21 protein-coding genes are annotated in these 23,948 nt (G+C 52.7%); 9 read left to right on the forward strand and 12 right to left on the reverse strand.

Annotated elements, in window-relative coordinates:
- Positions 1–226: 226 nt before the first annotated feature.
- The gene (locus tag JK223_RS02990) at positions 227–1,243 is read left to right on the forward strand and encodes a 1-aminocyclopropane-1-carboxylate deaminase (protein WP_025903503.1); all 1,017 of its coding nucleotides are present in this window, start codon (positions 227–229) and stop codon (positions 1,241–1,243) included.
- A 561-nt stretch (positions 1,244–1,804) separates the two neighbouring features.
- On the opposite strand, the gene JK223_RS02995 is transcribed toward JK223_RS02990, so the two are convergent.
- Positions 1,805–3,430, reverse strand: coding sequence for an FAD-NAD(P)-binding protein (locus JK223_RS02995; RefSeq protein WP_212712734.1), 1,626 nt, complete (start codon positions 3,428–3,430; stop codon positions 1,805–1,807).
- 715 nt (positions 3,431–4,145) lie between these two features.
- Between JK223_RS02995 and fhuE the strand changes: the two genes are divergently transcribed.
- Positions 4,146–6,356: a ferric-rhodotorulic acid/ferric-coprogen receptor FhuE gene (fhuE, locus tag JK223_RS03000; protein WP_371813046.1), complete on the forward strand. Its 2,211-nt coding sequence runs from the start codon at positions 4,146–4,148 to the stop codon at positions 6,354–6,356.
- Between the two features lie 37 nt (positions 6,357–6,393).
- On the opposite strand, the gene blc is transcribed toward fhuE, so the two are convergent.
- Complete coding sequence (gene blc, locus JK223_RS03005) at positions 6,394–6,927, reverse strand: outer membrane lipoprotein Blc (RefSeq protein WP_212712736.1); 534 nt, start codon at positions 6,925–6,927, stop codon at positions 6,394–6,396.
- Positions 6,928–7,471: 544 nt separating this feature from the next.
- Here blc and JK223_RS03010 point away from each other — a divergent pair.
- The gene (locus tag JK223_RS03010) at positions 7,472–8,719 is read left to right on the forward strand and encodes a hypothetical protein (RefSeq protein WP_212712737.1); all 1,248 of its coding nucleotides are present in this window, start codon (positions 7,472–7,474) and stop codon (positions 8,717–8,719) included.
- A 282-nt stretch (positions 8,720–9,001) separates the two neighbouring features.
- On the opposite strand, the gene JK223_RS17020 is transcribed toward JK223_RS03010, so the two are convergent.
- The 4 genes from JK223_RS17020 to JK223_RS03025 form a co-directional block, all read right to left on the reverse strand.
- Positions 9,002–9,136, reverse strand: a complete 135-nt coding sequence (locus JK223_RS17020; RefSeq protein WP_256437063.1) for a hypothetical protein — start codon at positions 9,134–9,136, stop codon at positions 9,002–9,004.
- Positions 9,137–9,178: 42 nt separating this feature from the next.
- Positions 9,179–10,048: a transporter gene (locus tag JK223_RS03015; protein WP_212712738.1), complete on the reverse strand. Its 870-nt coding sequence runs from the start codon at positions 10,046–10,048 to the stop codon at positions 9,179–9,181.
- A complete protein-coding gene (locus JK223_RS03020) occupies positions 10,045–10,332 on the reverse strand; it encodes a phenylacetaldoxime dehydratase family protein (protein WP_212712959.1) in 288 nt (95 codons plus the stop codon). Before JK223_RS03020 ends, JK223_RS03015 begins: the two co-directional genes overlap by 4 nt.
- Before the next feature lie 137 nt (positions 10,333–10,469).
- A complete protein-coding gene (locus JK223_RS03025; RefSeq protein WP_212712739.1) occupies positions 10,470–11,159 on the reverse strand; it encodes an aspartate/glutamate racemase family protein in 690 nt (229 codons plus the stop codon).
- Positions 11,160–11,275: 116 nt separating this feature from the next.
- On the opposite strand from JK223_RS03025, the gene JK223_RS03030 reads away from it, so the two are divergent.
- Positions 11,276–12,166 (forward strand): LysR substrate-binding domain-containing protein, encoded by an 891-nt coding sequence (locus JK223_RS03030; RefSeq protein WP_212712740.1) that lies wholly within the window; start codon positions 11,276–11,278, stop codon positions 12,164–12,166.
- Between the two features lie 186 nt (positions 12,167–12,352).
- Here the strand turns inward: JK223_RS03030 and JK223_RS03035 are convergent, their stop codons facing one another.
- Positions 12,353–13,600, reverse strand: a complete 1,248-nt coding sequence (locus JK223_RS03035; RefSeq protein WP_212712741.1) for a dicarboxylate/amino acid:cation symporter — start codon at positions 13,598–13,600, stop codon at positions 12,353–12,355.
- 609 nt (positions 13,601–14,209) lie between these two features.
- Here JK223_RS03035 and JK223_RS03040 point away from each other — a divergent pair.
- Positions 14,210–14,455 (forward strand): DUF2543 family protein, encoded by a 246-nt coding sequence (locus tag JK223_RS03040; RefSeq protein WP_212712742.1) that lies wholly within the window; start codon positions 14,210–14,212, stop codon positions 14,453–14,455.
- A gap of 305 nt (positions 14,456–14,760) precedes the next feature.
- On the forward strand, positions 14,761–15,237 hold the full coding sequence (locus tag JK223_RS03045) for a cold-shock protein (RefSeq protein ID WP_212712743.1): 477 nt from the start codon (positions 14,761–14,763) through the stop codon (positions 15,235–15,237).
- A gap of 436 nt (positions 15,238–15,673) precedes the next feature.
- Here JK223_RS03045 and JK223_RS03050 read toward each other — a convergent pair whose 3' ends face one another.
- A complete protein-coding gene (locus JK223_RS03050; RefSeq protein WP_212712744.1) occupies positions 15,674–16,372 on the reverse strand; it encodes an RluA family pseudouridine synthase in 699 nt (232 codons plus the stop codon).
- Between the two features lie 215 nt (positions 16,373–16,587).
- On the opposite strand from JK223_RS03050, the gene JK223_RS03055 reads away from it, so the two are divergent.
- Both JK223_RS03055 and JK223_RS03060 read left to right on the forward strand, forming a co-directional pair.
- The gene (locus JK223_RS03055; RefSeq protein ID WP_212712745.1) at positions 16,588–17,556 is read left to right on the forward strand and encodes a fatty acid desaturase; all 969 of its coding nucleotides are present in this window, start codon (positions 16,588–16,590) and stop codon (positions 17,554–17,556) included.
- Entirely contained in the window at positions 17,549–18,304 is a 756-nt protein-coding gene (locus tag JK223_RS03060) for a phosphate/phosphite/phosphonate ABC transporter substrate-binding protein (RefSeq protein ID WP_249213446.1), read from the forward strand. Before JK223_RS03055 ends, JK223_RS03060 begins: the two co-directional genes overlap by 8 nt.
- A 179-nt stretch (positions 18,305–18,483) precedes the next feature.
- On the opposite strand, the gene JK223_RS03065 is transcribed toward JK223_RS03060, so the two are convergent.
- The 4 genes from JK223_RS03065 to JK223_RS03080 all read right to left on the reverse strand — a co-directional run bounded on the left by JK223_RS03065 (position 18,484) and on the right by JK223_RS03080 (position 21,789).
- Complete coding sequence (locus JK223_RS03065; protein WP_249213464.1) at positions 18,484–19,305, reverse strand: ABC transporter substrate-binding protein; 822 nt, start codon at positions 19,303–19,305, stop codon at positions 18,484–18,486.
- Between the two features lie 99 nt (positions 19,306–19,404).
- Positions 19,405–20,091 (reverse strand): ABC transporter permease, encoded by a 687-nt coding sequence (locus JK223_RS03070; RefSeq protein ID WP_212712748.1) that lies wholly within the window; start codon positions 20,089–20,091, stop codon positions 19,405–19,407.
- Positions 20,079–20,708, reverse strand: a complete 630-nt coding sequence (locus tag JK223_RS03075) for an ABC transporter permease (protein WP_212712749.1) — start codon at positions 20,706–20,708, stop codon at positions 20,079–20,081. The genes JK223_RS03070 and JK223_RS03075 overlap by 13 nt, the downstream gene beginning before the upstream one ends.
- Positions 20,701–21,789 (reverse strand): ABC transporter ATP-binding protein, encoded by a 1,089-nt coding sequence (locus tag JK223_RS03080; RefSeq protein WP_212712750.1) that lies wholly within the window; start codon positions 21,787–21,789, stop codon positions 20,701–20,703. The genes JK223_RS03075 and JK223_RS03080 overlap by 8 nt, the downstream gene beginning before the upstream one ends.
- A gap of 402 nt (positions 21,790–22,191) precedes the next feature.
- On the opposite strand from JK223_RS03080, the gene JK223_RS03085 reads away from it, so the two are divergent.
- A complete protein-coding gene (locus tag JK223_RS03085) occupies positions 22,192–23,775 on the forward strand; it encodes a methyl-accepting chemotaxis protein (RefSeq protein ID WP_212712751.1) in 1,584 nt (527 codons plus the stop codon).
- Positions 23,776–23,948: the final 173 nt, after the last annotated feature.

Consider the following 23,948-nt stretch of genomic DNA (forward strand, 5'->3'; position numbering starts at 1 on the left):
CGGCGCGGGATGGATAGTTTATTTGTGCGGGGTGATTAATAAAATTGTGCATTATAATGAATATCTATGATTTAAATGCGTAAATTAATTTTATGTATTAATTTAATTTCATTTTTTACCATTAAAACGAAATTTACAAAATCTCCGGTTATTGTAAGGTGTTGGACAGGAAATCAGCGACCCTGATCACACTTTTAATGCTTAGGCCAACACCAGGAGATTAATAATGAATCTTGAAAAATTCGCCCGCTACCCGTTAACTTTCGGACCTTCCCCGATCACTCCGATGAAACGCCTGAGTGCTGAGCTGGGTGGCAAAGTAGAGATTTATGCCAAGCGTGAAGACTGTAACAGTGGTCTGGCATTCGGCGGCAATAAGACACGCAAACTGGAATATTTAATCCCGGAAGCTCTGGAGCAGGGGTGTGATACCCTGGTGTCTATCGGTGGTATCCAGTCTAACCAGACCCGTCAGGTCGCTGCCGTGGCTGCGCACCTGGGTATGAAATGCGTGCTGGTTCAGGAAAACTGGGTTAATTATTCTGACGCTGTGTATGATCGTGTCGGTAATATTGAGTTATCGCGGATTATGGGGGCCGATGTACGTCTGGATTCGGCAGGATTCGATATCGGCATCCGTGAAAGCTGGAAACAGGCGATGGATGAAACCGAAAAGAATGGCGGTAAACCTTTCCCGATCCCGGCCGGTTGCTCTGAGCACCCTTACGGTGGGTTAGGCTTTGTGGCCTTTGCAGAAGAAGTCCGTCAGCAGGAGAAAGCGCTGGGCTTTACCTTTGATTATATCGTGGTCTGTGCGGTGACCGGCAGTACCCATGCCGGTATGGTGGTCGGGTTTGCTGAAGATGGGCCGTCCCGAAAAGTGATCGGCATCGATGCATCTGCAAAGCCGGAGAAAACCCGCGCCCAGGTACTGCGTATTGCCCAAAATACGGCAAAACTGGTGGAGCTGGATCGCGAAATTACCGAAGAAGATATTATCCTCGATACCCGCTATGGTGGCCCGGAGTACGGATTACCCAGCGAAGGGACGCTTGAAGCGATCCGCTTATGTGCCCGCACCGAAGGTGTGCTGACAGACCCTGTCTACGAAGGTAAATCGATGCATGGCATGATCGATATGATCCGTAACGGGGAATTCCCGGAAGGTTCCAAAGTGCTGTATGCCCATCTGGGCGGTGCTCCGGCGCTGAGTGCTTATAGCTATATTTTCCGTAACGGCTAATCCTACGGTTCCGGAAGGGGGGCGGTGACATGCCCCCATGCTCCTGGTGGTGCTGCAGCGCTGAATACTTATCGCTATATTTTCCGTAATGGCTAATCACCAGGTCGCAAAAGGGGGAAGGTGACATGCCCCCATGCTCCTGGTGGTGCTGCGGCGCTGAGTGCTTATCGCTATATTTTCCGTAACGGTTAATCCTCCGGTTCCGGAAGGGGGGCGGTGACATGCCCGCCATGCTCCCGACGATGCTGCGGTGCTGAATGCTTATCTCTCAATGAGTTATCTCAGCGATCACCCGGCCAGGGAATACCTTACGGTCAGCATATTTCTCCCTGGCAATGCCCCGGAAATGATTACAGGCCGCAGATAAACAGGTCTGCCGTCATTGACCATCCTTCACCGGGTCACCGGTCAGCGCCACAATGCTATAACGTAGCGCCTGCAGGCATCGTTTATTCTCTGAAAGACTTCCCTTAGCGCAGAGAGCGCCCCTGCGCTCAGTATTTCCCCTTCTGTTTCCCGGCGTGGGGTGTATATCCGCTACTCACGCGGGGACCGGAATACTCAGAGGTATCCCTGTTGCAGATCTGTCTGCTGTTCTGCCGCGCTCTGCGACGGGACAGAATGTCCAAGGGCGTGAGCAATTGTCTCGCCGATTTCCGCACTTACCGTCAGGCCCTGAATAAAAGGCCTGTCATGCATCAGGTAAGGTATTGCACCAAACGCAATACGCCCGCGGGCAACTGCAGGTTCAAGCAAGGTAAAATTGGCGGCCACCTGCGGTATTTCTCCTCCGTGGCATAACATCTGTCTGCGTAAACCGGGAAACGGCAGATCGCGCGTTTTCAGGGGTTTTTGCCCCCGCGCATCGATAAAGATATCGTAGGTATGGCGCGCCCCTCCGGCAAAAATCACGGTACGATTGCCGTCTTTGCGGGCGCGGTAATCCTGGCCTAGCGGCAGGAGGGTGAGAATACCGGCATCATGTAATGCCAGCAATCGCCGCAGCGATTGTGGCGGTATGGCCGCATAATTATCAATAAAGACCCGTGCCAGCCCGGACGCGAAACGGGTACTGTCTCGCGGGTCAAGATGAGGGACTATTCCGGCGATCACTTCATGCAGACGCAGGATCACATACCGCCAGGGCACCGTATATTTGGTCAGGGTATTCAGGCGAGTATCCTGCAGATTTTTTCTGGCGTGGATAAAAGGATCCTGCTGCTGCCGTGCCGCAAACCAGGCATCACAAAAATTATCGGCGTTCAGCCGGGCAAGCCCGGTCTGACGGCTCCACAGAGGGTCAGCGAGGGTGATTTCCTGCACCATCAGCCCGAACGCCCGGTCCAGTAATCCGGCACTTCCGTCGGCAATCAGGGCCGCAATCGCCTCCGGAGTCACCCGTTGTAAAGGCTGGTAGGGAATAGGGCAATAAAAATCGGCTTCAGGCAGCATGCCGGCACGTGACATCAGGACTATCTGCAAAGACCGGCTGCTGTCACGCAGAATAAATTGTGAGCCCCCGGCAGTGTTTTCGCAAAAATGACCGTGCTGTGTCACCACAGCCATTGCCGCATCGATCGCACTGAGCGATGTTCCGAGGATCCCCACCCGACAGGCCGGTACGCTGGCTTTCATCAGGCCGGACCAGGGGCTCGGGAAGAAGGTATGCGGTCGGGTATTTTCTGCAGGCCAGACATGGCCGGTGGCAATCACGACAAAATCGAATAATTCAGCCTGCGGACGGCCCTGCGCTGTCACGGTGACCCCGCCTCCGGCTGCCAGAATATCTGTGACCTGGCAGGAGGTATGAACATGCAGGATAAACCCCTGACTTTCCCCCTTGTGTAGCAGCTGTAAAAACTGCTGCCGGAAGTATTCACCCAGCAGGATCCTCGGTAAAAACTGCCGTTCATGAAGGGATCCGGCCGTCACACCAAACCCTGCCAGCATCTCAGGACATTGTGCCTGCAACCACGCAATGTAGGTCGTCATGACCGGTGGGATCTCAATACTGGCGATATTGGCCAGCATAATCGGTGAGCTGGCCTCCCGACGATAGGGCATGCCAACCCCGGCCTCGGCGGCCTGTTCAAAAATAGTTACCGAACAGGGCGGGTGATCGTTGACCAGCGATAGCAGCGTGTAGATGCCTGTCGGACCGGTACCGATAATTGCGACTTTTTTCATTCCTTTCCTCTGCTGTTCTTGCCGGAGAACCGGCGTTAACTGACCGTGTTGTCTGCCGCAATTCTGCTGAACCGGGTGGCTTATCCAGTAAGTGTGGCTGAAAAACCGGCATTGGAGGAAATATTTATCAGGGGTACTGTTTCCGGACCGACGGGCGGGGGGAAGTGATGAACTGCCGGCAGATTCCGACACTGACGAGCGGAAAAACTCACTTGTTATGATCAGTGTCGCGGCTCCCCCGGGATGATTAATACAGCTGCAGGCCAGGTCCCCGGGGAGGATGACAGCAGGCTCCGGCGGGAAACACGGCAGAATCCGGGAGAAGGCAGATTTTTAGGGTGCCCCGGGGCGGGCGGTGTGGCAAGCGGGGTGGCGGGAAAGGAAGTGCGTGAATGCCGGTACGGGGTGTACCTTTCCTGTCGTCTTACCTGCCACCAGACCTGCCACCAGAGATATTTACACTAAAATAAGCGTTTTTTTCGACATCGCTTATAACCGGAAGTTCCTGAATCCTTTATTGCAACACTAATTAAAATGATTATACTTCTCATTCTCTTTACATTCCGCATCTGTTTTTCCGGGTTGCAGGTCACTCAGAAAAGGCGTTATGTCAGCGTTCTCCGGACAGGGAGAGGCCTGCCTTACGATGTCGCCTTTCGGATACCCGTACGCTTCCGGCTTTCAGGCAGGATGAAATAATAAAATATATTTGAGGATGATAATGTTTGCTGCCAGTTGTTCCGCAAGGCGGGTTTCCCGCACCGGTCGTCTTACCCGTATGCCGGCTTTGTCTCTGCTGAGTGTTGTTATCGCCGCTGCGTTACAGGTGCCGGTCAGTACGGCTGCCGACAGCGACAACAGTCAATCCACGACGCTGGTAGTCACCGGCAGCGAAAATTCCATGGATACGCCAAAGTCTGCCGATTATGCGGTGCCGGTGACCCGGGCCGCGACCGGCCTGGCACTGACCAACCGCGATACGCCGCAGTCGGTCAGTGTGATCACTCAGCAGCGGATGCAGGACCAGCAGCTGGAAACGCTGAACGATGTACTGAATAACACCACCGGACTTTCAGAATCTAATTCCGGGGCTAACCGCAGTAACTTCTATTCCCGTGGCTTTATGGTGGATAACTATCAGGTCGACGGCGTACCGGTACTGGTGGATTCATCCTGGAATCTGGGCGATACCCTGTCGGATACGGCCATTTATCAGCGCGTGGATGTCGTGCGGGGGGCTACCGGCTTAATGACCGGTGCCGGAAGCCCTGCCGCGTCGGTGGATATGGTCACCAAACAGGCTGACAGTAAAACCTTTACCGGGGATCTGAATACCAGTTACGGCAGTTGGGGAAATCAGCGCTATGTCGCCGACCTTTCCGGGCCATTGAGTGAGTCCGGGAATGTTCGCGGGCGGGTGGTGGCCGGGTATCAGCACAGTGGCAGCTGGCTTGACGACTATCATACCCAAAAGAAATTCCTCTACGGTGTGGTGGACGCGGATCTGAACGATGCAACTACCGTGTCGCTGGGGTATGACTATGAAGAAACCCATGTTAACGGGGCGACCTGGGGCGGACTCCCTACCTTCTATCGGGATGGCAGTAAAACGGATTATGCCCGCAGTACCCATCTCGCGCCTGACTGGGCATACAATGATGTGCAGTCGAAACGGGTCTTCGCCGGTCTGAAACACAACTTTGCCAATGGCTGGCAATTCACACTGAATGGCAGCCATACGGAAGCGACCATGGACAGTAAGTTGCTGTATATCGACGGGTATTTTGATAAAAATACCGGGGTGGGTATCGGGCCTTATGCCGGATATGATCTGCTGGGCGGCACCGGATACAATACCGCGAAACGCAGGGAGAATGCCGCCAGCGCCGTGCTTAACGGCAACTATGAGCTGTTCGGACGTCAGCACGAACTGATGACCGGGGTGACCTATATCCGGCAAAATAACCGTTATTACAGTGCCTATACCAACCTGACGTCAGCAGACGTCGGTGACTTTAATGACTGGGGTAATTATCCGGAGCCGGACTGGGATCCGCAGACACTGGCCGGAGATGACACTATCCACCAGAAGTCAGCCTACCTCGCCACCCGCATTTCGCTGGCTGACCCGCTGCATATGATCCTCGGAGCCCGTTATACCCGTTATACGGCGGATACGATGACCGAGAATATGGTGAAGAATAATATCACGCCGTATGCCGGACTGGTGTATGACATCAATGACACCTATTCTGCCTATGCCAGTTACACCTCTATTTTCAAACCGCAGACCTACCGCAATGCCGACGGTGCGTATCTGAACCCGGTCACCGGGAAAAGTTATGAAACCGGGCTGAAAGGTGACTGGTTCAATAGCCGCCTGACGGCAACATTGTCTCTGTTCCGGATGGAGCAGGATCATTTAGGGGCCACAGATTATGCGCTGGTGAAAGGCAGTAATGATTATGCCTATTATGAGCAGAACGGCACCGTCAGCCGGGGGGTAGAATTTGAAGTCAACGGCGCAGTGACGGATAACCTGCAAATGACCTTCGGTGCTACCCGCTATATCGCCAAAGATGGCAGCGGAGCCGCACTGAATCCGACACAACCGCAGACATCGTTTAAACTGTTTACCAGCTACCGTTTACCTGTGTGGCAGGATCTGACGGTGGGTGGCGGTATCAACTGGCAGAACCATACCTGGGACAGCGTGGCAGGGCCTGACGGTGCAACAAACCTGTATGCCGACCAGGGGAGCTACGCGCTGGTGGATCTGTTCAGCCGCTATCGCGTGACCCGCAACCTGTCGGTACAGGCCAACCTGAATAACCTGTTCGACAAGACGTATAATATCGATGTCGGTCGTAATACTGTCTACGGAGAGCCGCGCAATATCTCTGTGTCAGCCAGCTATCATTTCTGATCTCTCTGTTAAATGCCCCGTCAGGGGCATTTTTATCTCAGGACGCGGGCTGGCTGACATTGATCAGCTTGTCGACCGGGAAGCCCAGTTCCTGTGCCAGCGCGATATACCGCTGTCTGACCGCCTGAGGCATATCAGGGGTACGGGATAACAGCCACAGATAGCTGCGGTTCGGTCCGCTGACCAGCGCATAGCGATAGTCATCATCAAGGGCAATGACGTTATAACCGCCGTAGAAAGGGCCGAAGAAGGAGACTTTCAGCGCGGCAATGTCACGGGCACCGGTGAAAAATGCTTTTCCTTCACTGGCTTTCCAGCGTTTCGATTGCGGATCGTAACCCCGGTTCACCACACTGATCCCCCCATCCCTGCGCTGACCGTAGGTCGCTGTGACCTGCTGCAGACCGTGCTCAAAGCGGTTGTCCAGCCTGGCCACTTCATACCATTTACCCAGATAGCGGCTGGCGTCGAAATTACCGATTGGCGTGACCCCTTTCGGCGGGACCGGGGACTGACATGCGACCAGCGTCAGCGATAAGGCAACCCCTGTCAGTACGGGCCATACTTTCATCATCACTCCTGTTTATTCCGGGATTATTGACCGCCATCACTGCGGTGCTCCTCCGTACAGCATAGCATCCGCAGCGCGCCGGGCCAGCGGAACGCGCTGAAAATCTGGCGTACTGCACGGGGTACGGGCTACCCGCCCCGGGGGTGGATCGCTCCGGCTTGTGACCCGCCACTCCCCGTGGCGGCGGACTGCGGACCGGTAAAAAACCGAACATCCACCGTCATCGCCCCTGACCGGAAGGCCGAAAGCGGCCCGTATCATGCAGATCATAAACTGAGTGCCCGACAGAAAAAGTATTTCCCCGGGGTCTCTCATCTTTGCCGGGACGACGGCCTGCATCAGGCCGTGGCCGGACCCGATGCCAGTCATGCCACGGTTTAAGATCTCCTCTGTTCTCAGCCGGTGGGGTGCCATAAGGAAAATCACCCTCCGTCGTCAGCGGGTAACCGCCGGGTTGTGCTGCTGACCGGAGAACAGCATCCGGTGGAATCTTCCTGTGCGAAACCGCCACACTGAGGAGAGACAGATTCCCGGAGGGTTAACGATGACAGACACTATTATTTCTCAGCAACTGACCGTAAACGTTCCTGCAGACTATGCGGATATCCAGTCGGCACTGGATGCGTTTGCAGACAAAATAATCACCGGGGGGGTGAATATCCAGGTCGCGGATGGGGAGTATCAGATAACCGCGCCCCTGGTCTCGCGTATTCGTGATTATGACAAACTCACCTTGCGGGGCAATGAGCAGGATTGTTCGAAATGCGTGTTATATATTGATAACTCAGCCAATAAAGACGGTTTTTTGTTTGAAAACGGTTTCGGAATTTCCTGGCTTAACGGGTTTACTCTGGCCGGGGTGAAGGGATGGACCGCGTCCGGGGTCTGGAATGATCAATGTTACGGGGCGGGGATTCGGGCTACCGGCGGGGGCACGGTGATCCTGGGGGCGGCGCTGAGTATTACCAAAATGTATTATGGCATCCGTGCCATGGACGGTGCATTTATCTCCAACGAAACCGTACCACAGTCCGGCCAGCCTGGAGGCGGGATTAAGGTCAGTAATGCGGGAGATGTGGCGTTTCATGCCTATGCGGCAACTCTGAAGGTAAATTGTGCCGAAGCCTGGTATACCTCGCACAGCAGTGAGTCGCTGGGGTTTGGGTTCTGCGCCGAAGCGGGAGGGTTCCTGCAGTGTGAGTATGCTGTTTCCGGGGGGAATGAACGTGCCGGTTTCTATGCTCTGACAAACGGCACGGTCTGGGCCCACGGGACGACGGCGCAAAACAATCGTTACGGTGTACTGGCCTGGGGAGGAACGATCGAATGTAATTCTCTGGGTGAGTCTACCTCCTCGTTTTCTCTCAACTCTGAGGCCGGGATCTATGCGACCTATAACGGGTTTATCGGCGCCAATACGGCCAGGTGCTTTCAGAATACCCACGGAGTGATGAGTGACAACGGCGGTCTGGTTGATATCACCTATCTGCGCAGTGAGAATAATAGCGGAAACGGATTTTACGCCCGACAGCGGGGAATGATGACCGGGGGATACTCCACGGCACAGAATAATCAGAATAATGGCTACCATTGTGAGTACAGCAGCTGTATGGCGGTGAGTCATGCGGTCGCGAACGGTAATACCAACCACGGATTTTATGCCCTGAAAAACAGCGGGATCTATTGCGAGGGGTTTGGCGGGACAGGTAATGGGTATTTTTGTTCTCCGGTGCAGATGAGTATCAGCGACAGCACCGGAAACAGTGAGGCTTATATCGACGATACCCTGTGAGCCGGCTGCGGCGGGAGGGGATCGGATATACTCTGTAGTCCGCGCCTGAGCCCCCGGTCAACTGTCGCGAGCCACCTGCGTGGCTTACGCGCATTTTCAGAGCCGGGGCGCATTGATGCCAGAGAGGAGGACGACCGTTCCCCGGATGACCTCCGCCCGGAGCCGGTTTGAGGTATCCCCATGAACGATGAAAAATGTTGCTGCGATACTTACCCGGCTGGCCTGCAAGCCAGCGGGCAATCAAGGGCGACGCTTTGAATGTTCTCCGTCGGGCAGTCTCTGTTACAGGTGCTGGCGGAAGATCCATTCGCGCAATGGTTCAATGGTATAGGCAATACGCCACGTATTACGATGGCCCGAAGCCCCGGCAGTGGACTCCCCGGCCGGGACGTTCAGCAGGCGGGAGAGGCCGTTCACGTCAGAACGGCCCTCTGCACCGGGCGGGGTTCTGCAGGATGCTCAGAACAGGACACCCAGCCTGATACTCACTGTTGAATCCTGTCTGAAGCCTTGTTCCACCTTCAGGTCACGCCCGCCGGAGATCTGCAACTGAACGGACGGCGTCAGAAAATGCGAGGCGGAAAGCCGGATATAACGGCTGTTTAGCCGGTCCTGTTGGCGTGTTCCGTTTACCGAGCTTTCAGCCCCGGTCACCCAGCCGCCGCCTGCCCCCAAACGTGTCGCCGGCGTCAGTTGATAACTGAGATAGGCCTGATACTCATAACGCGGGCTTTGCCGCAGAGTCGCGTTGCCCGGTCCGTACTGGTTATCCGGAGTGGTCCACGACACATCAGCACCACTCTCTAATGCCCATTTGTCGCGGAAATGGTGTATCCATACCCCTTGTAGCAGATAGCGCCAGCGGTTTTCTCCGATATTGAGTGCGTGCTGATTATCGTAGGCACCGGTAGGCGCATACACAAAGGGAGCCAGTGAGAAGATGTCACGTCCTGCGGATCCCGGCGAGAATTTGAAAGGAATGCCCAGAATAATGTCGCCGGCCCCGGACGCTTGCTCTGTAAAGGGGGTGTTCATCTCGGCACGAACCAGCGGTACGATAATCTGTGGTTCAATACTGAGATTATCCTGCGGACGAAAGCCATGAATAAACCTCAGTAATGTCGCTTCCGTCTGCAACCGGTTTTCACCGGGGACTTTTTTCCCTTGTGAATATAACGCATCACTGTGGGACGTCTGAAAATAGGCCAGCATCAGGCTTTTATTCGCCGGCAGCATTTCATAATCGCCCGGTGAAAATTCAAGCGCGGCTGCCGGGAAACAGAACGGTAGTGTCAGACCGCCGGCAATCAGTGCGCCTGTTCGTTTCATAATGTTCTCCCGTCAGGTTGTCTCAGCAGGCCGGTATCCGGATGACAGTTGATATATTCAAAGTGTTGGGCACTGGCGGGCACCACGATAATTTCGTGCCATAAACGAAGGGCAACCTTAAAATTCAGCGCCTGTACGTACTCGGGGGCTGCCCGGCAGCAGCCGTGTTTTTGTCTGCAGGGCTGCCGCAAAAGCAGGGCCACCGTTGTCATCTGCTTCTTTCTGGCTGACGGGATACCCCGGGGGATTGCCTGCCAGGGGAACAGGGCAGCCAGCCCCGGCATATCGGTGAAAAAGCATTGTGACAGAACGGGCACTGTTTGCCGGAAAGGTGCACCGCGTCTTATCGAAACACCCGGGCCCGGCGGCGGTGTCCGGCCTGTGAAAGATAGTGAAGGGGGGGATTTGCCGGACGTTCCGGTTATGAGTAATACCAGCGGATGGCTTTTTTAATTAACTCCTCCGTGGTATCGATATATTTCTCAGGCTGCTTTCGGCTCAGGTCATGGAGGATAAGCGGTATTTCTGTGCAGCCCATAATAAAATGTTTAGCCCCTGAATCTTCCAGTTTCACCAGGCAGGGGAGCAGGGTTTTATAAGCCAGTTCACTGTTGCCAGATTTATAAAGCAGGATGCTTTTCATTATTTCATCCTGGTCTTTTTCGTCCGGAAGTAAATAAGTTGCTGCGGATTTCGCCAGTTTATTCTGATAAAGCCGCGTGCGGATAGTGGCTGTCGTGGCTAATATAGCAACCGGCTGTTTATCTTCTGATATAATACGCTCGCAAGTGGATTCTATAATGCTGATAAACGGAATTCCGCTGTGTTTTTTAAGCGCATCATACCAGTAATGTGCTGTATTACAGGGCATGATAATACAGGAGGCTCCTGCTTCTTTTAATATATTCAGTGAATTGAGCATCGCCGGTAAAGGCGAGACTCCCGAATGAATAATATTTTCTGTCCGGTCCGGAATGTCCGGCAAAGAGGCGACAATCACAGGGATATGTTCCTGATCTTTTCCGGCAGGTGTCCTGGCAACCAGTTTTTCAAACGCATCCGCGGTTGCCCCCGGTCCCATTCCTCCGAGAATACCGATAATCTTTTTCATTACGACTGCCTCAAATAAAAAGGATCATGTCATAATTTTTCCGGGACGTAATTGCAGACTTTAAAAGCCTCATGCTAAAATTGCATAGTGAATATAACCCCGTCCGGAGTAAACAGATGTTAGGCAATATTGAAATTAAATGGATTTACGATATTCTTGCCCTTGAGGAACTCCGTAGTTTTACACTGGCCTCGGAACGCAGAAATATTTCTCAGTCCTCTTTCAGCCGGAGAGTACAGGCGCTGGAATCGGCCGTCGGATTTGAAATATTCAACCGGGGCTCGACGCCGCTATTGCTGACCTCTGAAGGGAAGAACTTCATTGTTTATGCCAGGAACCTTATCGATGATATGGATTTCCAGATCAATAATATCAAAGGTGTGAATAATATTAAGCAGAGGATCAATATTGCCGCCGCGCATTCTCTGGCGGTATTTGTCCTGCCTGAGTTTATCTCGGAATTTTCGGGAAAAAACGACAATATCTTCTTTGTTGAATCTATCAATGTGGATGAGGCGGTCTACAATCTGAAAGAGGGGCGTTGTGACTTTATTCTCTCTTTTTCCAATGAAGAACTGATGTCGTTCCCTTTTCTTCACCATGAAGTTTTCCAGACCCAATTGCATCTGGTTTCTCCCTGCCATAAAAACGGTGAACCAGTCTACAACGTTAGTGATGAAAATATTCCGTTAATGAAATATGCGGATGAAAGTTATATGGGCCGTCAGGTCAATCAGTTACTGACCCGGGAATCAGCGCTGTCATTTTCTCTTTCCTTTGTATCTTCCATGAGTGACGTTCTGAAAATGATGATTATGAAAGGCAATGGCGTTGGCTGGTTACCGGATTATTCTATCGCTCAGGAACTGGAATCCGGAAGTTTGTCCGTCATGGATCCTTCATTGTCCATCAGAATGAGCGTTTATATTTACCGGACCAGTGGCCGGTTAAACCTTTCGTCAGAACGCTTCTGGCAACAAATGAAATCCCGGATTTCATTGTGCTGATAGCGGGTGAAAAATTTATCCGCAGTTAGCGCGCCGCCCGAAATATCCGGGTCTGCCGGGGAGCATCTGTGGCTGATACTGCAACCTGCCATGTCAGTTGCCCGTCTGTCATTCCTGATGAAATAACAGACGGGCACGACCTACTCTGACCAGGCATTGCCGGAAGGATGTTTACCCTGGCAGGAATTACCGGACAGTATTTTTGGTTTTTTTTCTGTCTTCCAGTTTGGCAATCACGGCTGCTGAAATACTGTTGCCGACCACGTTTGTCGCTGTTCTTCCCATATCAAGGAACTGGTCGATTCCGAGGATTAATAAAATACCGGACTCCGGTAAATTAAACATGGGTAGCGTTGCGGCAACCACAACGACCGATGCACGTGCCACTCCTGCCATGCCTTTACTGGTCACCATCAGGGTTAACAGAATAAGCACCTGTTCAGTAAAGCTCAGCGGGATGTTATAGGCCTGAGCAATAAACAACACGGCAAATGCCTGATACATCATTGAACCATCGAGGTTAAAAGAGTATCCCAACGGTAATACAAAACTGGATACTTTTTTAGGTACGCCGAATTTAGTCAGTGCATCCATTGTCTTCGGATAGGCTGATTCGCTACTGGCGGTAGCAAAAGCCAGTGCCGTGGGCTCGTAAATCAGTTTTCCCAGCGTAAATACCGGTTTTCCCAGGAATAAATACCCTACGGCAAACAAACATGCCCAGAGTACAACCAGCCCCAGATAGAACAGACCAATTAATTTCCCGTAGTCATAAATCAGTCCCAGACCTTCAACCGTAATGGCAGCAGCAATGGCTGAGAAAACGGCAAACGGGGTGAACTTCATCACATATTCGGTCACACGAAACATAATTCGCGTCAGGTCTTCGATAAACACAATTATCGGATGGTTACCGTCTTTACTGATAAAGGAAAGTGCAGAACCAAAAAAGACAGAAAATACCAGGATCTGAATAATATCATTATTCGCCATCGCCCCGGCGAAGCTGGTTGGAAATATCTGGCTGATAAACGCTTTCAGTGAAAAGGCAGAGGTACTCAGGCCAGTGGCTACATCGGTATGGGGAATAACCATATTCAGGCCGACACCGGGCTTAAAAATATTGACCAGTGACATACCAATAAATAGTGAAATAATCGCAGCAGAAATAAACCAGGTCATGGCCTTCAGTGCAATACTGCCCACAGAAGAAGACCCTTTCATGGAAACAATACCTGAGACGATTGTTGCAAAGACCAGTGGCGCAATGATCATTTTAATCAGTTTCAGAAAAACATCGGTAATAATGCTGAAATAAGAAGCTATCTCTTTGGCATTGCCCGGCGAAGAAGCATAGTGATGACACCCCCAGCCTGTCACTATTCCGAGCCCGATCGCGAAGAGTATCTGTTTCATCAGGTTATTTCTGCTCATCTCAAAAGACCTCTGTATTGTAAGGATGATTTCGTTCACCTCCGGTGCGGATTACCGGTTCGGGTAAAAGAGTCTTCTGACAATATTCCCTTTTTCGCAGAGCATGAGAAATGCAAATGGGCGCATCGTCATGCAAAAAATGCATAACGGCACGTTTATGTACGTAATTGTTTTTAGGTATGATTTTCCCGATACCCATCTGGTTCCCTTATAGATGTTTTGCCTGCGTATGCATCCGCAGTCTGCCGATTGTTCTCTCAGTCAGCGAAACCGGGTCATATTCGCGTGTGGCAGGGGCGGGGCAAGCGATATTACTCCGCCGGAGAAATGATGCCTGTTGCACATTTTCAGAGGAAATAGCCCTGCAAAATCTGCTATAACTGGCCGAAAAATGTACCAGTAACAGGCGGGAAAAGCGGTTGAATCGGGGCTGCCGGTGGGGGGGAGAAAGTGGCGGATCTCTCCCGGCGGCGATGTTTTTGAACGAAGGAGGGCGGAAATCCCCGTCCAGAGTCAGACTGCAGGGCAGAAAAAGCAGGAATAATGGTATTATCGTCAGCAGCGGCTGCAGGCAGTCGCCGATATCCACTCTTACCCCGGGAACAGATTATGAATAACGACGTATCGCTTAAATATTATGACATCGTGGATGAGTACGCGACAGAGACCGAAAAAGCTGTTGCCGAAAATGAGCGTGATGCACTGGCACATTATTTTCAGTTGCTGATCACCCGTCTGAATGACAATGAAGAAATCAGTGAACAAGCCCAGCAAGAGATGGCCCGGGAAGCAGGCATCGCCGAAGAGCGAATCGATGATGTCGCAGATTTCCTCAATCGCTGGGGCAATGAGTAATCACTGTCTGCATAGCGGTTAAGCCGCGGGGGGTGACCTCCGCAATCCCTGGCCTGTCCTTACCAGGTATGGGCTGAGCCAGGCTATCCTGTCTTCTGTTGCGGGAGATCCCGGCGGGCTAATAGCTGTTTTGATGCAGCCAGGGTGAAGAGGATGCTGATTGACGGTGCATTTTCCCTAAAAATCACCGCTTACCGCCGATTTTCGTGGTACAGACGCCAAAGACGTGGTCATTAGCGGCATTGTATTTTACACTGCGCGCTACGAAACTGAGTAGACAGAAGATTAAGCAGGTACTGACAGCGATGAACGGAACGATCACAACATGGTTCAAAGATAAAGGTTTTGGATTTATCAAAGATGAGAATGGCGATAACCGCTATTTTCATGTGATTAAAGTCGCTAATCCTGATTTGATCAAAAAGGATGCGTCGGTAACTTTTGAGCCGACCACCAATAATAAAGGCCTGTCCGCGTATGCGGTGAAGGTGCTGCCGCCAAGCCAGTACCTTTATATTGCCGGTGAGCGGGTGAAACTGACGTCGATTCGCTCCTTTGTCGTTTATAACGAAGAAGTGCCTGCCGATGCTCCGCTGGATAAAGAAAAAAATGTCCTTTCTGTGGGCGCACTGCTGAGTAATATCCGGCCGAAATCTGATATCAAGCCAGGTGAAATGCGTTCACTGAAAAAGCTGGCGATCACCACCTTCCAGGGAAGCACATTGATCTTCTCGGAAGATGAAATCGATATCGATTACACCGTTAAACTGCTTAAAGTCTGATACGGACCTCCCGGTGTTGACCTTTGACGGCCGCACCGGGGGCGCTGAATCACAACCCGCCGCAGGATGCCACCTCTGTCCGCCGCGGCAGGGGCATTACGTTTATTCTGCGCTGACAAGGTGAAATCTGCAGGGAAAACTATCTCCTGTCACGCTTGCCTGGCAGCAACCGATTGATATTTTCCTGCCTGACTGCCTGACTGCCTGACTGCCTGACTGCCTGACTGCCTGACTGCCTGACTGCCTGACTGCCTGACTGCCTGCCAGGTTTAACCGATGGTCTGAACCGGACGGCGGTGTTTCTGTTCTGAAAGGTCTGAGTCAGGTCCGTAAATAACTGCGGCCCGTGAGGCCCTGATGACCGGTACAGGTTTTCTGCAGGCAGGGTGCAGGCGGGTCTGCGGGAAGCTTTGTTGCCAGGGGCAGGCTTCCGCCGTCAGAAGGGAGCGGGACAGTGGATCTGCAGAGGGGTGCCATTATCCGGGTGAATAATATTCAGGCCACTGGCGTGCAGCATCATTCGCGGGACATTTTCGGTGCCCGGCAGCTCTTTTCCTCCGTACAGATCACATCCCAGAATAGGATACCCTGCGGACTGACAGTGAATGCGTAGCTGATGTGTTCGCCCGGTTTCAGGCAACAGATCGACACGGGTCACCGGCACCCCTTGCTCCGGTGACAGTGGATAAGTAAACCGTCCGGTCACCCGGTAACGGGAGCGGGCAGGTTTGCCATGCACTTCACACAGCGTCATACGCGGAAACTGTGCCGGATCTTTTGCAATCGCGGCGGTGATCACGCCTTCATCCTCCGGCAGATGGCCGCAGAGCAGTGCCGTATAGCTTTTACTGACAGTACGTTCACTGAACTGCCGGCAGAGGGCCGCATTAATACGTTTATTACGTGCCACCACCATAATACCGGACGTCCCGAAATCCAGCCGGTGTACCAGCGTGCAGCCGGGAAACTGCTGTACCAGCCGGTAATGCACCGAATCATAGTTTTCCGGGTTTTTGCCGGACAGACTCAGCAACCCTGCGGGTTTATTGATCATCACCATCTGCTCATCCTGCCAGAGGATCTCAATCTCATCCGGGCATGGCGGGGCAATAAAAGTATCAGTAATTTCAGTCATCGGATCACCGGAAAAATCATCGGGGACGGAGTGTAACCAATTTTACAGAGTCAGGCGACTAATCCTCTTTTTCGGCCGTCGAACGGCAGAGACAGACCGGGCCTCAATGCAGCAAGATCATCGAATTACCGGAAATGCTAATGACTTCTATTGATTTGTCTTTCCCCTGCCAATCATCGATATTTTACTGAATATTATTCTCTCTGACAGGCGATATGGCAGATAAAAAGACGGTGTATCTGAACCTCCGGCAGCAGGTCTGGGTTAAACAACAACAGGAACGCTGGCTGTGGCGCAGTGAGCTTCCGACCTGGGGACTGATAGTCGCTATCTATGCGGGCTGGTTCGGGGTGTTTGCCCTGCACAAGACGCTGGGACTGTTACTTACCACACTTATTCTGATCTGGTTCACGGCCTGGTATATGTCATTACAACATGAACTGATCCATGGCCATCCCACCCGGTATCGCTGGCTTAACCAGTTATTCGGGCTAACGCCACTGACAGTGTGGTTTCCCTATGGGTTATACCGCGATTCCCATCTGGCTCATCATCGTAATGAATCGCTGACCCATCCCGGGACTGATCCGGAAACCTATTATTTTTCTGCCGGGGCGTGGCAACAATTTGGTCCTGTACAGCGGGCGCTTATCCGCCTGCGGAATACCTTTCCCGGCCGGTTACTGATCGGCCCGTTAATCGATATTGCCCGCACACTAAAACAGCTGTTATCCGATATCTGCGGCTTACGTTTCCGCGCGCTGGGGATGTGGGCGGTACATGGCAGCCTGTTACTGTTGGTGTTTCACTGGGTCAGGTTGCATGATTTTTCGGTGATCTATTATTTACTGGCGGTCACATATCCGGCGCTGGCACTTACTAAAGTTCGGTCGTTCTTTGAACATCGTGCTGCCGACGATCCGGCCGCACGCTCAGTCATTAATGAAGCGGGCGTGGTCTGGCGATTACTCTTTCTTAATCTGAACTATCATTCGGTACATCATGATCTGCCAGGAGTGCCCTGGTATGGGTTACGAAAACTTTACCAGCGGGACCGGGAAAATTATCAGCATAAGAACCAGGGGTTTGTGGTCGCCGGGTATCGTCAATGGTGTAAACACTATCTGCGTCAGCGGGTGAATGTTGAAGTCCATCCGGCAGAGCAGGGAGGGGAGCATGATTAGTCTGCCCATGTATGACGTCTGGCCGGAAGATACGCAGTCACTGACGCGTGAAATCCAGCACCGGTTGCGGCTGCAGGGGTTTGCGGATAACGAGACACGGCGCGTCCGGCCCGGGGATCTGCTGGCGCACTGGCAGTCCGGCAGGCTGTTACTTTCTCAGGCCTGTGGTTACCCGCTGGTGACGCGGCTGCGCAGTGTCCGTACCGTTGGCTGCTTTCATTATACGGCTGCCGGCTGCCACGGCCCGCAGTACCGTAGCTATTTTGTGGCCAGACTGGCTGACCGGCACAAAACGCCGGAAGATTTTGCCGGACAACGGCTGGTCTGTAATGCGCCGGACTCACAGTCCGGCTATAACGTGTGGGTCAGCCGGTTAACGGCGGAAAAACCGCTGACCGGCTTTTTCTCCGCGGTCAGCTTCAGCGGCGGCCACCGCCATTCCTTACAGGCAGTCCGGCGTCAGTCCGCCGATATTACCGCCATCGATTGTGTGTCGCTGGCTTTGCTGAAACGGCATTTTCCGCAGGAATCAGAAGGGCTGGTGATCGTCGGCGAATCCCCGTTGACCCCGGGGTTACCGCTAATCACTGCCGGCAATACGTCAGATCAGCAACTGGTCCTCTTAAGAACAACGCTACAGGCAATAGTCAGTGACCCGTCCTGCCGGCCACTGTGTGATCGTCTGCTGATTCAGGGCTTCAGCGCTATCGAACGGCAGGCGTATCCGGCGGTCCCGGGGGCGATTTAACCGCGGCGGAGTTTAACGGATGGTGGCTCAGGGGAAGGGGCATCGTTGTCCGTGAACATTGCCGGTACGCCGTGCTGGGAGGCCCGACATTTCTGCCGCCCCCGGAGAAGCAGATATAGGCCACCGCGTCCCCGTGATGGTGGCCGGGAAGACGGGCAGCGTGACCGCTGCCCTGGCGTTTAAAGATTGCTGTTGACCCAGTCACCGGCCACCGTTGCCGGATCGGCGTGCTCAATATCCACCTGTTGATTGAGTTTTACCAGCGCGCTGTTATTCAGTTTTGCCGACACCTCATCCAGAACTCCGCTGATTTGTGGGGTCAGGACCGCTTTTCTGACCAACGGCACCACGTTCTGGCTGGGTTGTTCCTGTTTATCATCCTGTAACACCACCCAACCCTCTTTCGCCAGGTTCCCCTGGGTGGACACCACGGTGGCGACATCAATGCGTTTAGAATTCAGCGCCATCCGCGATAACGGCCCGCCCATATCCAGCGATTCAAAATGCTTAAACTTAATTCCGTACACCCGGGCCAGACCCGGTAAACCCAGCGCCCGGGTGGCGACTTCCGGTGGCCCTCCCACCACTAACTGGTCAGACACTTTCGCCAGGTCTGACAGTGTTTTCAGATGGTATTTTTTTGCGGTATCCGGCCGTACCGCCCAGGCGGTGGTGGACTCCGCAGACGAGGCCTTCAGCAAGGTAAACTCTGACGGTAGTGCCTTCTTCAGTGCTGCCTCCACATCCTGTTGTCGGGTGACTTTTGCCTGCGGATCGTAGTAATTCAGTAATGCACCCAGATATTCCGGCACAATATCTATCTCGCCACTTTTCAGTGCCGGGATGATGATTTCGCGGTTGCCGAGATTCAGCCGGGTCTTCACCTCAATGCCTTTTTTTTCCAGCGCTTTGGCATAAATATTGGCCAGCACCGATTGTTCTGAAAAATTTGCACCACCGACTGTCAGGGGTTGCGCAAATACCTGCGCTCCGGTCAGCATCAGGCTGGCACCGAGTAACGACAGGCTGAATGTTTTGCCGGTTAACGACAGTTTTTTATTCATAGAGACCTCAGCAGTAAAGGGAACGGGGACAACCTGTTATTTCTGATAAGAAACGGGTGATGCATGTTTAAAAAACAGACGCCGCAGGGCCATCAGCAGCACATCGCAACCGATGGCCAGTAGCGAAACAATTAACGCGCCGGAGATGACCTGCGGGATATCCTGTTGTCCAAGCCCGTCGATCAGAAAGCGGCCCAGTCCGCCGGCCCCGGCATAGGCAGCTATGACTGCGGTAGCGATTAATTGCAGCAGAGCGGTACGAAATCCGGCAAAGATCATCGGCATCGCTAACGGTAGTCGCAAAAGGATCAGGCTTTGCCAGCCGGTCATCCCCATCGCCCTGGCCGCATCACATAGCCGTTTATCCGCATAGAAAATACCGGCATAGGTGTTGGTCACTATCGGCGGGATTGACATCGCGACCAGCGCGATAAATATCGGCAAATCGTTAAAACCAATCAGCAGAATAAACAGCAAAATCAGACCCAGTGACGGAATGGCGCGGCCGGCGTTAAACAGGTTGATAAACAGAAAGGCCATTTTAGGGCGGTAGCCGAGAAAAATGCCCACCGGCACGCCTATCGCCGTGGCGATAACGATACTTACCGACACGTACCAGACGTGTTCGGTGATCCGCTGCAGAATGCCGGATTCCCCTGACCAGTGTGAGACGTCGGTCAGCCAGTGAAAGGTAGTAATGAAAATAGTGGTTAATTGTTCCATGGCGTAATCCACTGACCGGTCCGTGCAATCACAAAGTCGAAAATAAACGACAGCACCAGGCTGAGCAGCAGGCTGACATAGATCGGGGTCAGGAAATCCTGGTTAAAGCCCGCCAGCAGTAACTGACCCAATCCCCCCTGGCCGATCAGCGAGGTCACGGTCACCAGTCCTACCAGGGTCACCGACGCGATTCTGAGTCCGCTGATCACGGCCGGCAGGATCAGATAAAATTCGACATCAATAAACCGGTAAATCCGCGTATAGCCCAGTGCCCTGCCGGATTCCAGCACATCTGCAGGGAGTTTTTCCATGCCTGCCAGTACATTGCTGAGAAGGATCAGCAGGGAATAGAGGGTCAGGCCTGTCACGGAGGTGGTAACGCTTAATCCGGTGAAGGGTATTAATAAAATAAACAGTGCCAGTGAGGGAATGGTAAACAGCACGCCGCAAAATGACACTATCGGCTGTGCCGTTTTCGGCCAGCGCAGGATAATCAGTAAAAACAGTGCGGTCAGCAACGTACCGAAGAACAGTGAATAGAGCACCATCTGTGCGTGCTGCCAGCTGAGCCCGAGGATCATTGACTGATTATCTGCAATCCATCGCCAGTCAATCATAGGTGTGTTGCTCCCCGTGGCGGTGCAATACCTGGTTCAGTAGCGCCAGTGACAGGACACCGCAATAGCGACCGAGGGCATCGGTCCTGACCAGCAGGCCAGCCGGTGCCGTCAGTAACTGGTTGCAGGCATAACGCAGGCTGTCATCGGGGCCGATGGTCTGCGGAACCTGTTCCGCGTCCTGCGTAGCGGGGGACTGCCAGCGGACAGGACGATGATCGTCATCCAGCACCAGGCCGAAATCGCTGTCAATCTGTGAAAAGGTCGCTGTGATGGGAGTCCCCCGCTGGGTCATCAGCCGGACATCATAACGGGGGACATCCGCGACCCGAAGGCGTTCAAGGCGACGCAGATTCGCCTCCGGCCCGATAAACTGGCGTACAAAGTCACTGGCCGGGTGAGCCAGAATTTCATCCGGGGGGGCAAACTGTACCAGCTCGCCGCCCTGCCGGAAAATAGCAATTTTATCACCCAGCCGGAGTGCTTCATTAATGTCATGGGTGACCAGCACAATGGTTTTTTTCAGCCGTTGCTGAATCTCTAATAATTCACCCTGCAGTTTATCCCGCACTATCGGGTCAATGGCCGCAAAGGGTTCATCCATCAGCAGAATAGGGGGGTCGGCCGCCAGCGCTCTGGCAATAGCTACCCGGCCCTGCTGGCCGCCGGAAAGTTCATGCGGATAGCGTTGCAACAGCCGCCTGTCCAGCGACATCAGGTCAACCAGCTCATCGATCCGGTGGCGGGTTCGTGCTTTATCCCAGCCGCAGAGGCGCGGGACAGTCGCAATATTCTGTGAGACAGTCCGGTGAGGGAATAGCGCGGCGCTCTGCATCACAAAACCGATATGTCGCCTGACCTGGATAATATTGCTGCCAGACAGTAAGACCCCGCCGACCCGGACCTGGCCGGTGTCTGGACTATCCAGCTGATTAATCATGCGCAGAATCGTGGTTTTGCCGCACCCGCTCGGGCCGACAAAGGTACAAAATTCACTTTCGTTGATCACCAGGTTTAAATTTCTGACCGCAGGCTGATCGCTACCCGGATACGTTTTAGATATTTGCTCGAGTCTTATCATGTCCCGGTGTCACTTATAAGGTGAATATAATAAACCAGTATAGGTGAGATAGTAGTGACGCGCTGCCCCGCGGCGAAATGCCGAATAGTTGTTTAGATATGCAGATAGCGGCAAAGACTGGCCATCGTAGAGACCGGACGGCCTGTCACCACAAGCTGGCCCGATAGCGGACCCTGTACGGAGATCTTATCGCCGACCGCAGGGACAGTTCTCAGGAACTAACTCATTAATTTAATATTATATTTTAGGGGGTTAATAAATATGGGTAGCAATGAATTAAAGGTGGAGCTTCATAAAATATCAAGGTTGCCCTGAAGAAATATCAATAATAATTTTCTAAAGCCTCAGGAAATCGGGTCGATAACCTCCGGATATATTATTCTGTTCTGATAAAAGGCTTATATGACTATCACACAGCGGTTATTACTGGCATTTACTTTGCTGGCGCTATCTCTCATCTCAATGGTTGCCGTATCACTTACCGTGATTTCCGGGTTTCAATCCCGCTTTGAATATGTTCAGCAGAGTGCGATACCGAGCATTAAGAATCTTAACGCATTGCTCAGTAACACGAATCAGCTGGCCATTGAATTATACCGTCATCAGACATCTTCATCGAAGGATAAGAAGGAAGTTTCCAGAAAAGCGCTTAATGGTCTGGTGGATAAACTTAAAACGTTGACGGCGTATTATGAGGCGAATGATATTTCCAGCGAAGAAGACCGGGTAATGATAAAGAAGGCTATTGTTGATGTCGACGCGATCCGTTCCACGCTGCCCGCTTTTTTAGCTGCTTCTGACAGAAATGACAATGTGGCATCACTGGCGGAGATGAAAGGTGAAAATGGGGTGGGGGCGCCGACGAGAGATTTAGAGGCGGGATTTAAAAAACAAATTGATTTAAATATTCAGATTGGCGACAAGCTGAGAGTAATCAATAAACGAATTTATGCCGAGACATGCTGGATAATGACCACGGTGTCTCTGGGGATCATTCTTGTGCTTGGATTCTTTTCGGTTCGTATCATCCTGGGGATCAGGTATAGCCTGAACAGTATGCAAAATACGATGGCCGACGTCAGTAATAGTCTGGATTTAACACGGCAGGTTCCGGTACTCAGAGATGATGAGATCGGGCAAACGGCTTCCGCATTTAACCAACTGCTGAATAAAGTCTCCGCAACACTGATATCGGTAAACCATTCCGCACAGTCTGTCAGCACGGGTTCTACACAAATCGCTGCGGGTAACGAAGACCTCTCATCACGTACCGAGCAGCAGGCGGCGTCTTTGGAACAGACGTCCGCAAGCATGGCGGCGTTAAGCGATACAGTCAGGCAGAATGCGCAGGGCGCAGTGCAGGCCAGTGAGCTTGCGAACAATGCGAATCAGTTATCCAGCCAGAACGGCGAGGCCGTCAGCCGGATGCTGGGAACGATGTCCGACATTCGCGGCAGTTCGGCTAAAATATCCGAAATTACCGGCCTGATTGAAGGTGTGGCTTTTCAGACAAATATTCTGGCACTTAACGCGGCGGTTGAGGCGGCGCGTGCAGGTGAACATGGCAGAGGATTTGCCGTAGTGGCTTCAGAGGTCCGTAACCTTGCACAGCGATCTTCATCTGCTGCGCGTGAAATAAAAGATCTGATTTCACTTTCTGTTTCTCAGGTTGAACAGGGACTTGAACAGGCCACTCAGGTGGGAGGTAATACAGAAAATGTCAGCACTGCTATTCAGCAGGTCGCTGACCTGGTCAATGAAATTGCCACGGCAACCTCCGAACAGAGTGCAGGTATTGAGCAGGTGCATCTGGCTATCGGGCAGATGGACGAAGTCACACAGCAGAATGCCTCGCTGGTGGAACAAGCCTCCACGGCATCACGATCGCTGCAGGAACAGGCGGAAAGCTTATCTGGCCTGGTCTCTTCGTTTACTCTCGAAGAAACCGTAAATTATGCCGCGGCAGCGGACGTGGTGCTGCTCTGACCGATGCGATATCGTTGTCAGACAGCGAATCGCCTGATAAGCAGGCCGGGTGCCGTCGGGAACAGGCGATATATTTAACCTCGCCCGGCGGCTTCCACCGGCGCTGATTGATCAGCGCTTTTCCGCGAGTTGCCGTCAGACCCTTCCTGTACCGGCATTCAGCCGGTTCACTT

Source organism: Tatumella sp. JGM118, from assembly GCF_018257515.1.
GTDB classification, from domain to species: Bacteria; Pseudomonadota; Gammaproteobacteria; order Enterobacterales; family Enterobacteriaceae; genus Tatumella; species Tatumella terrea.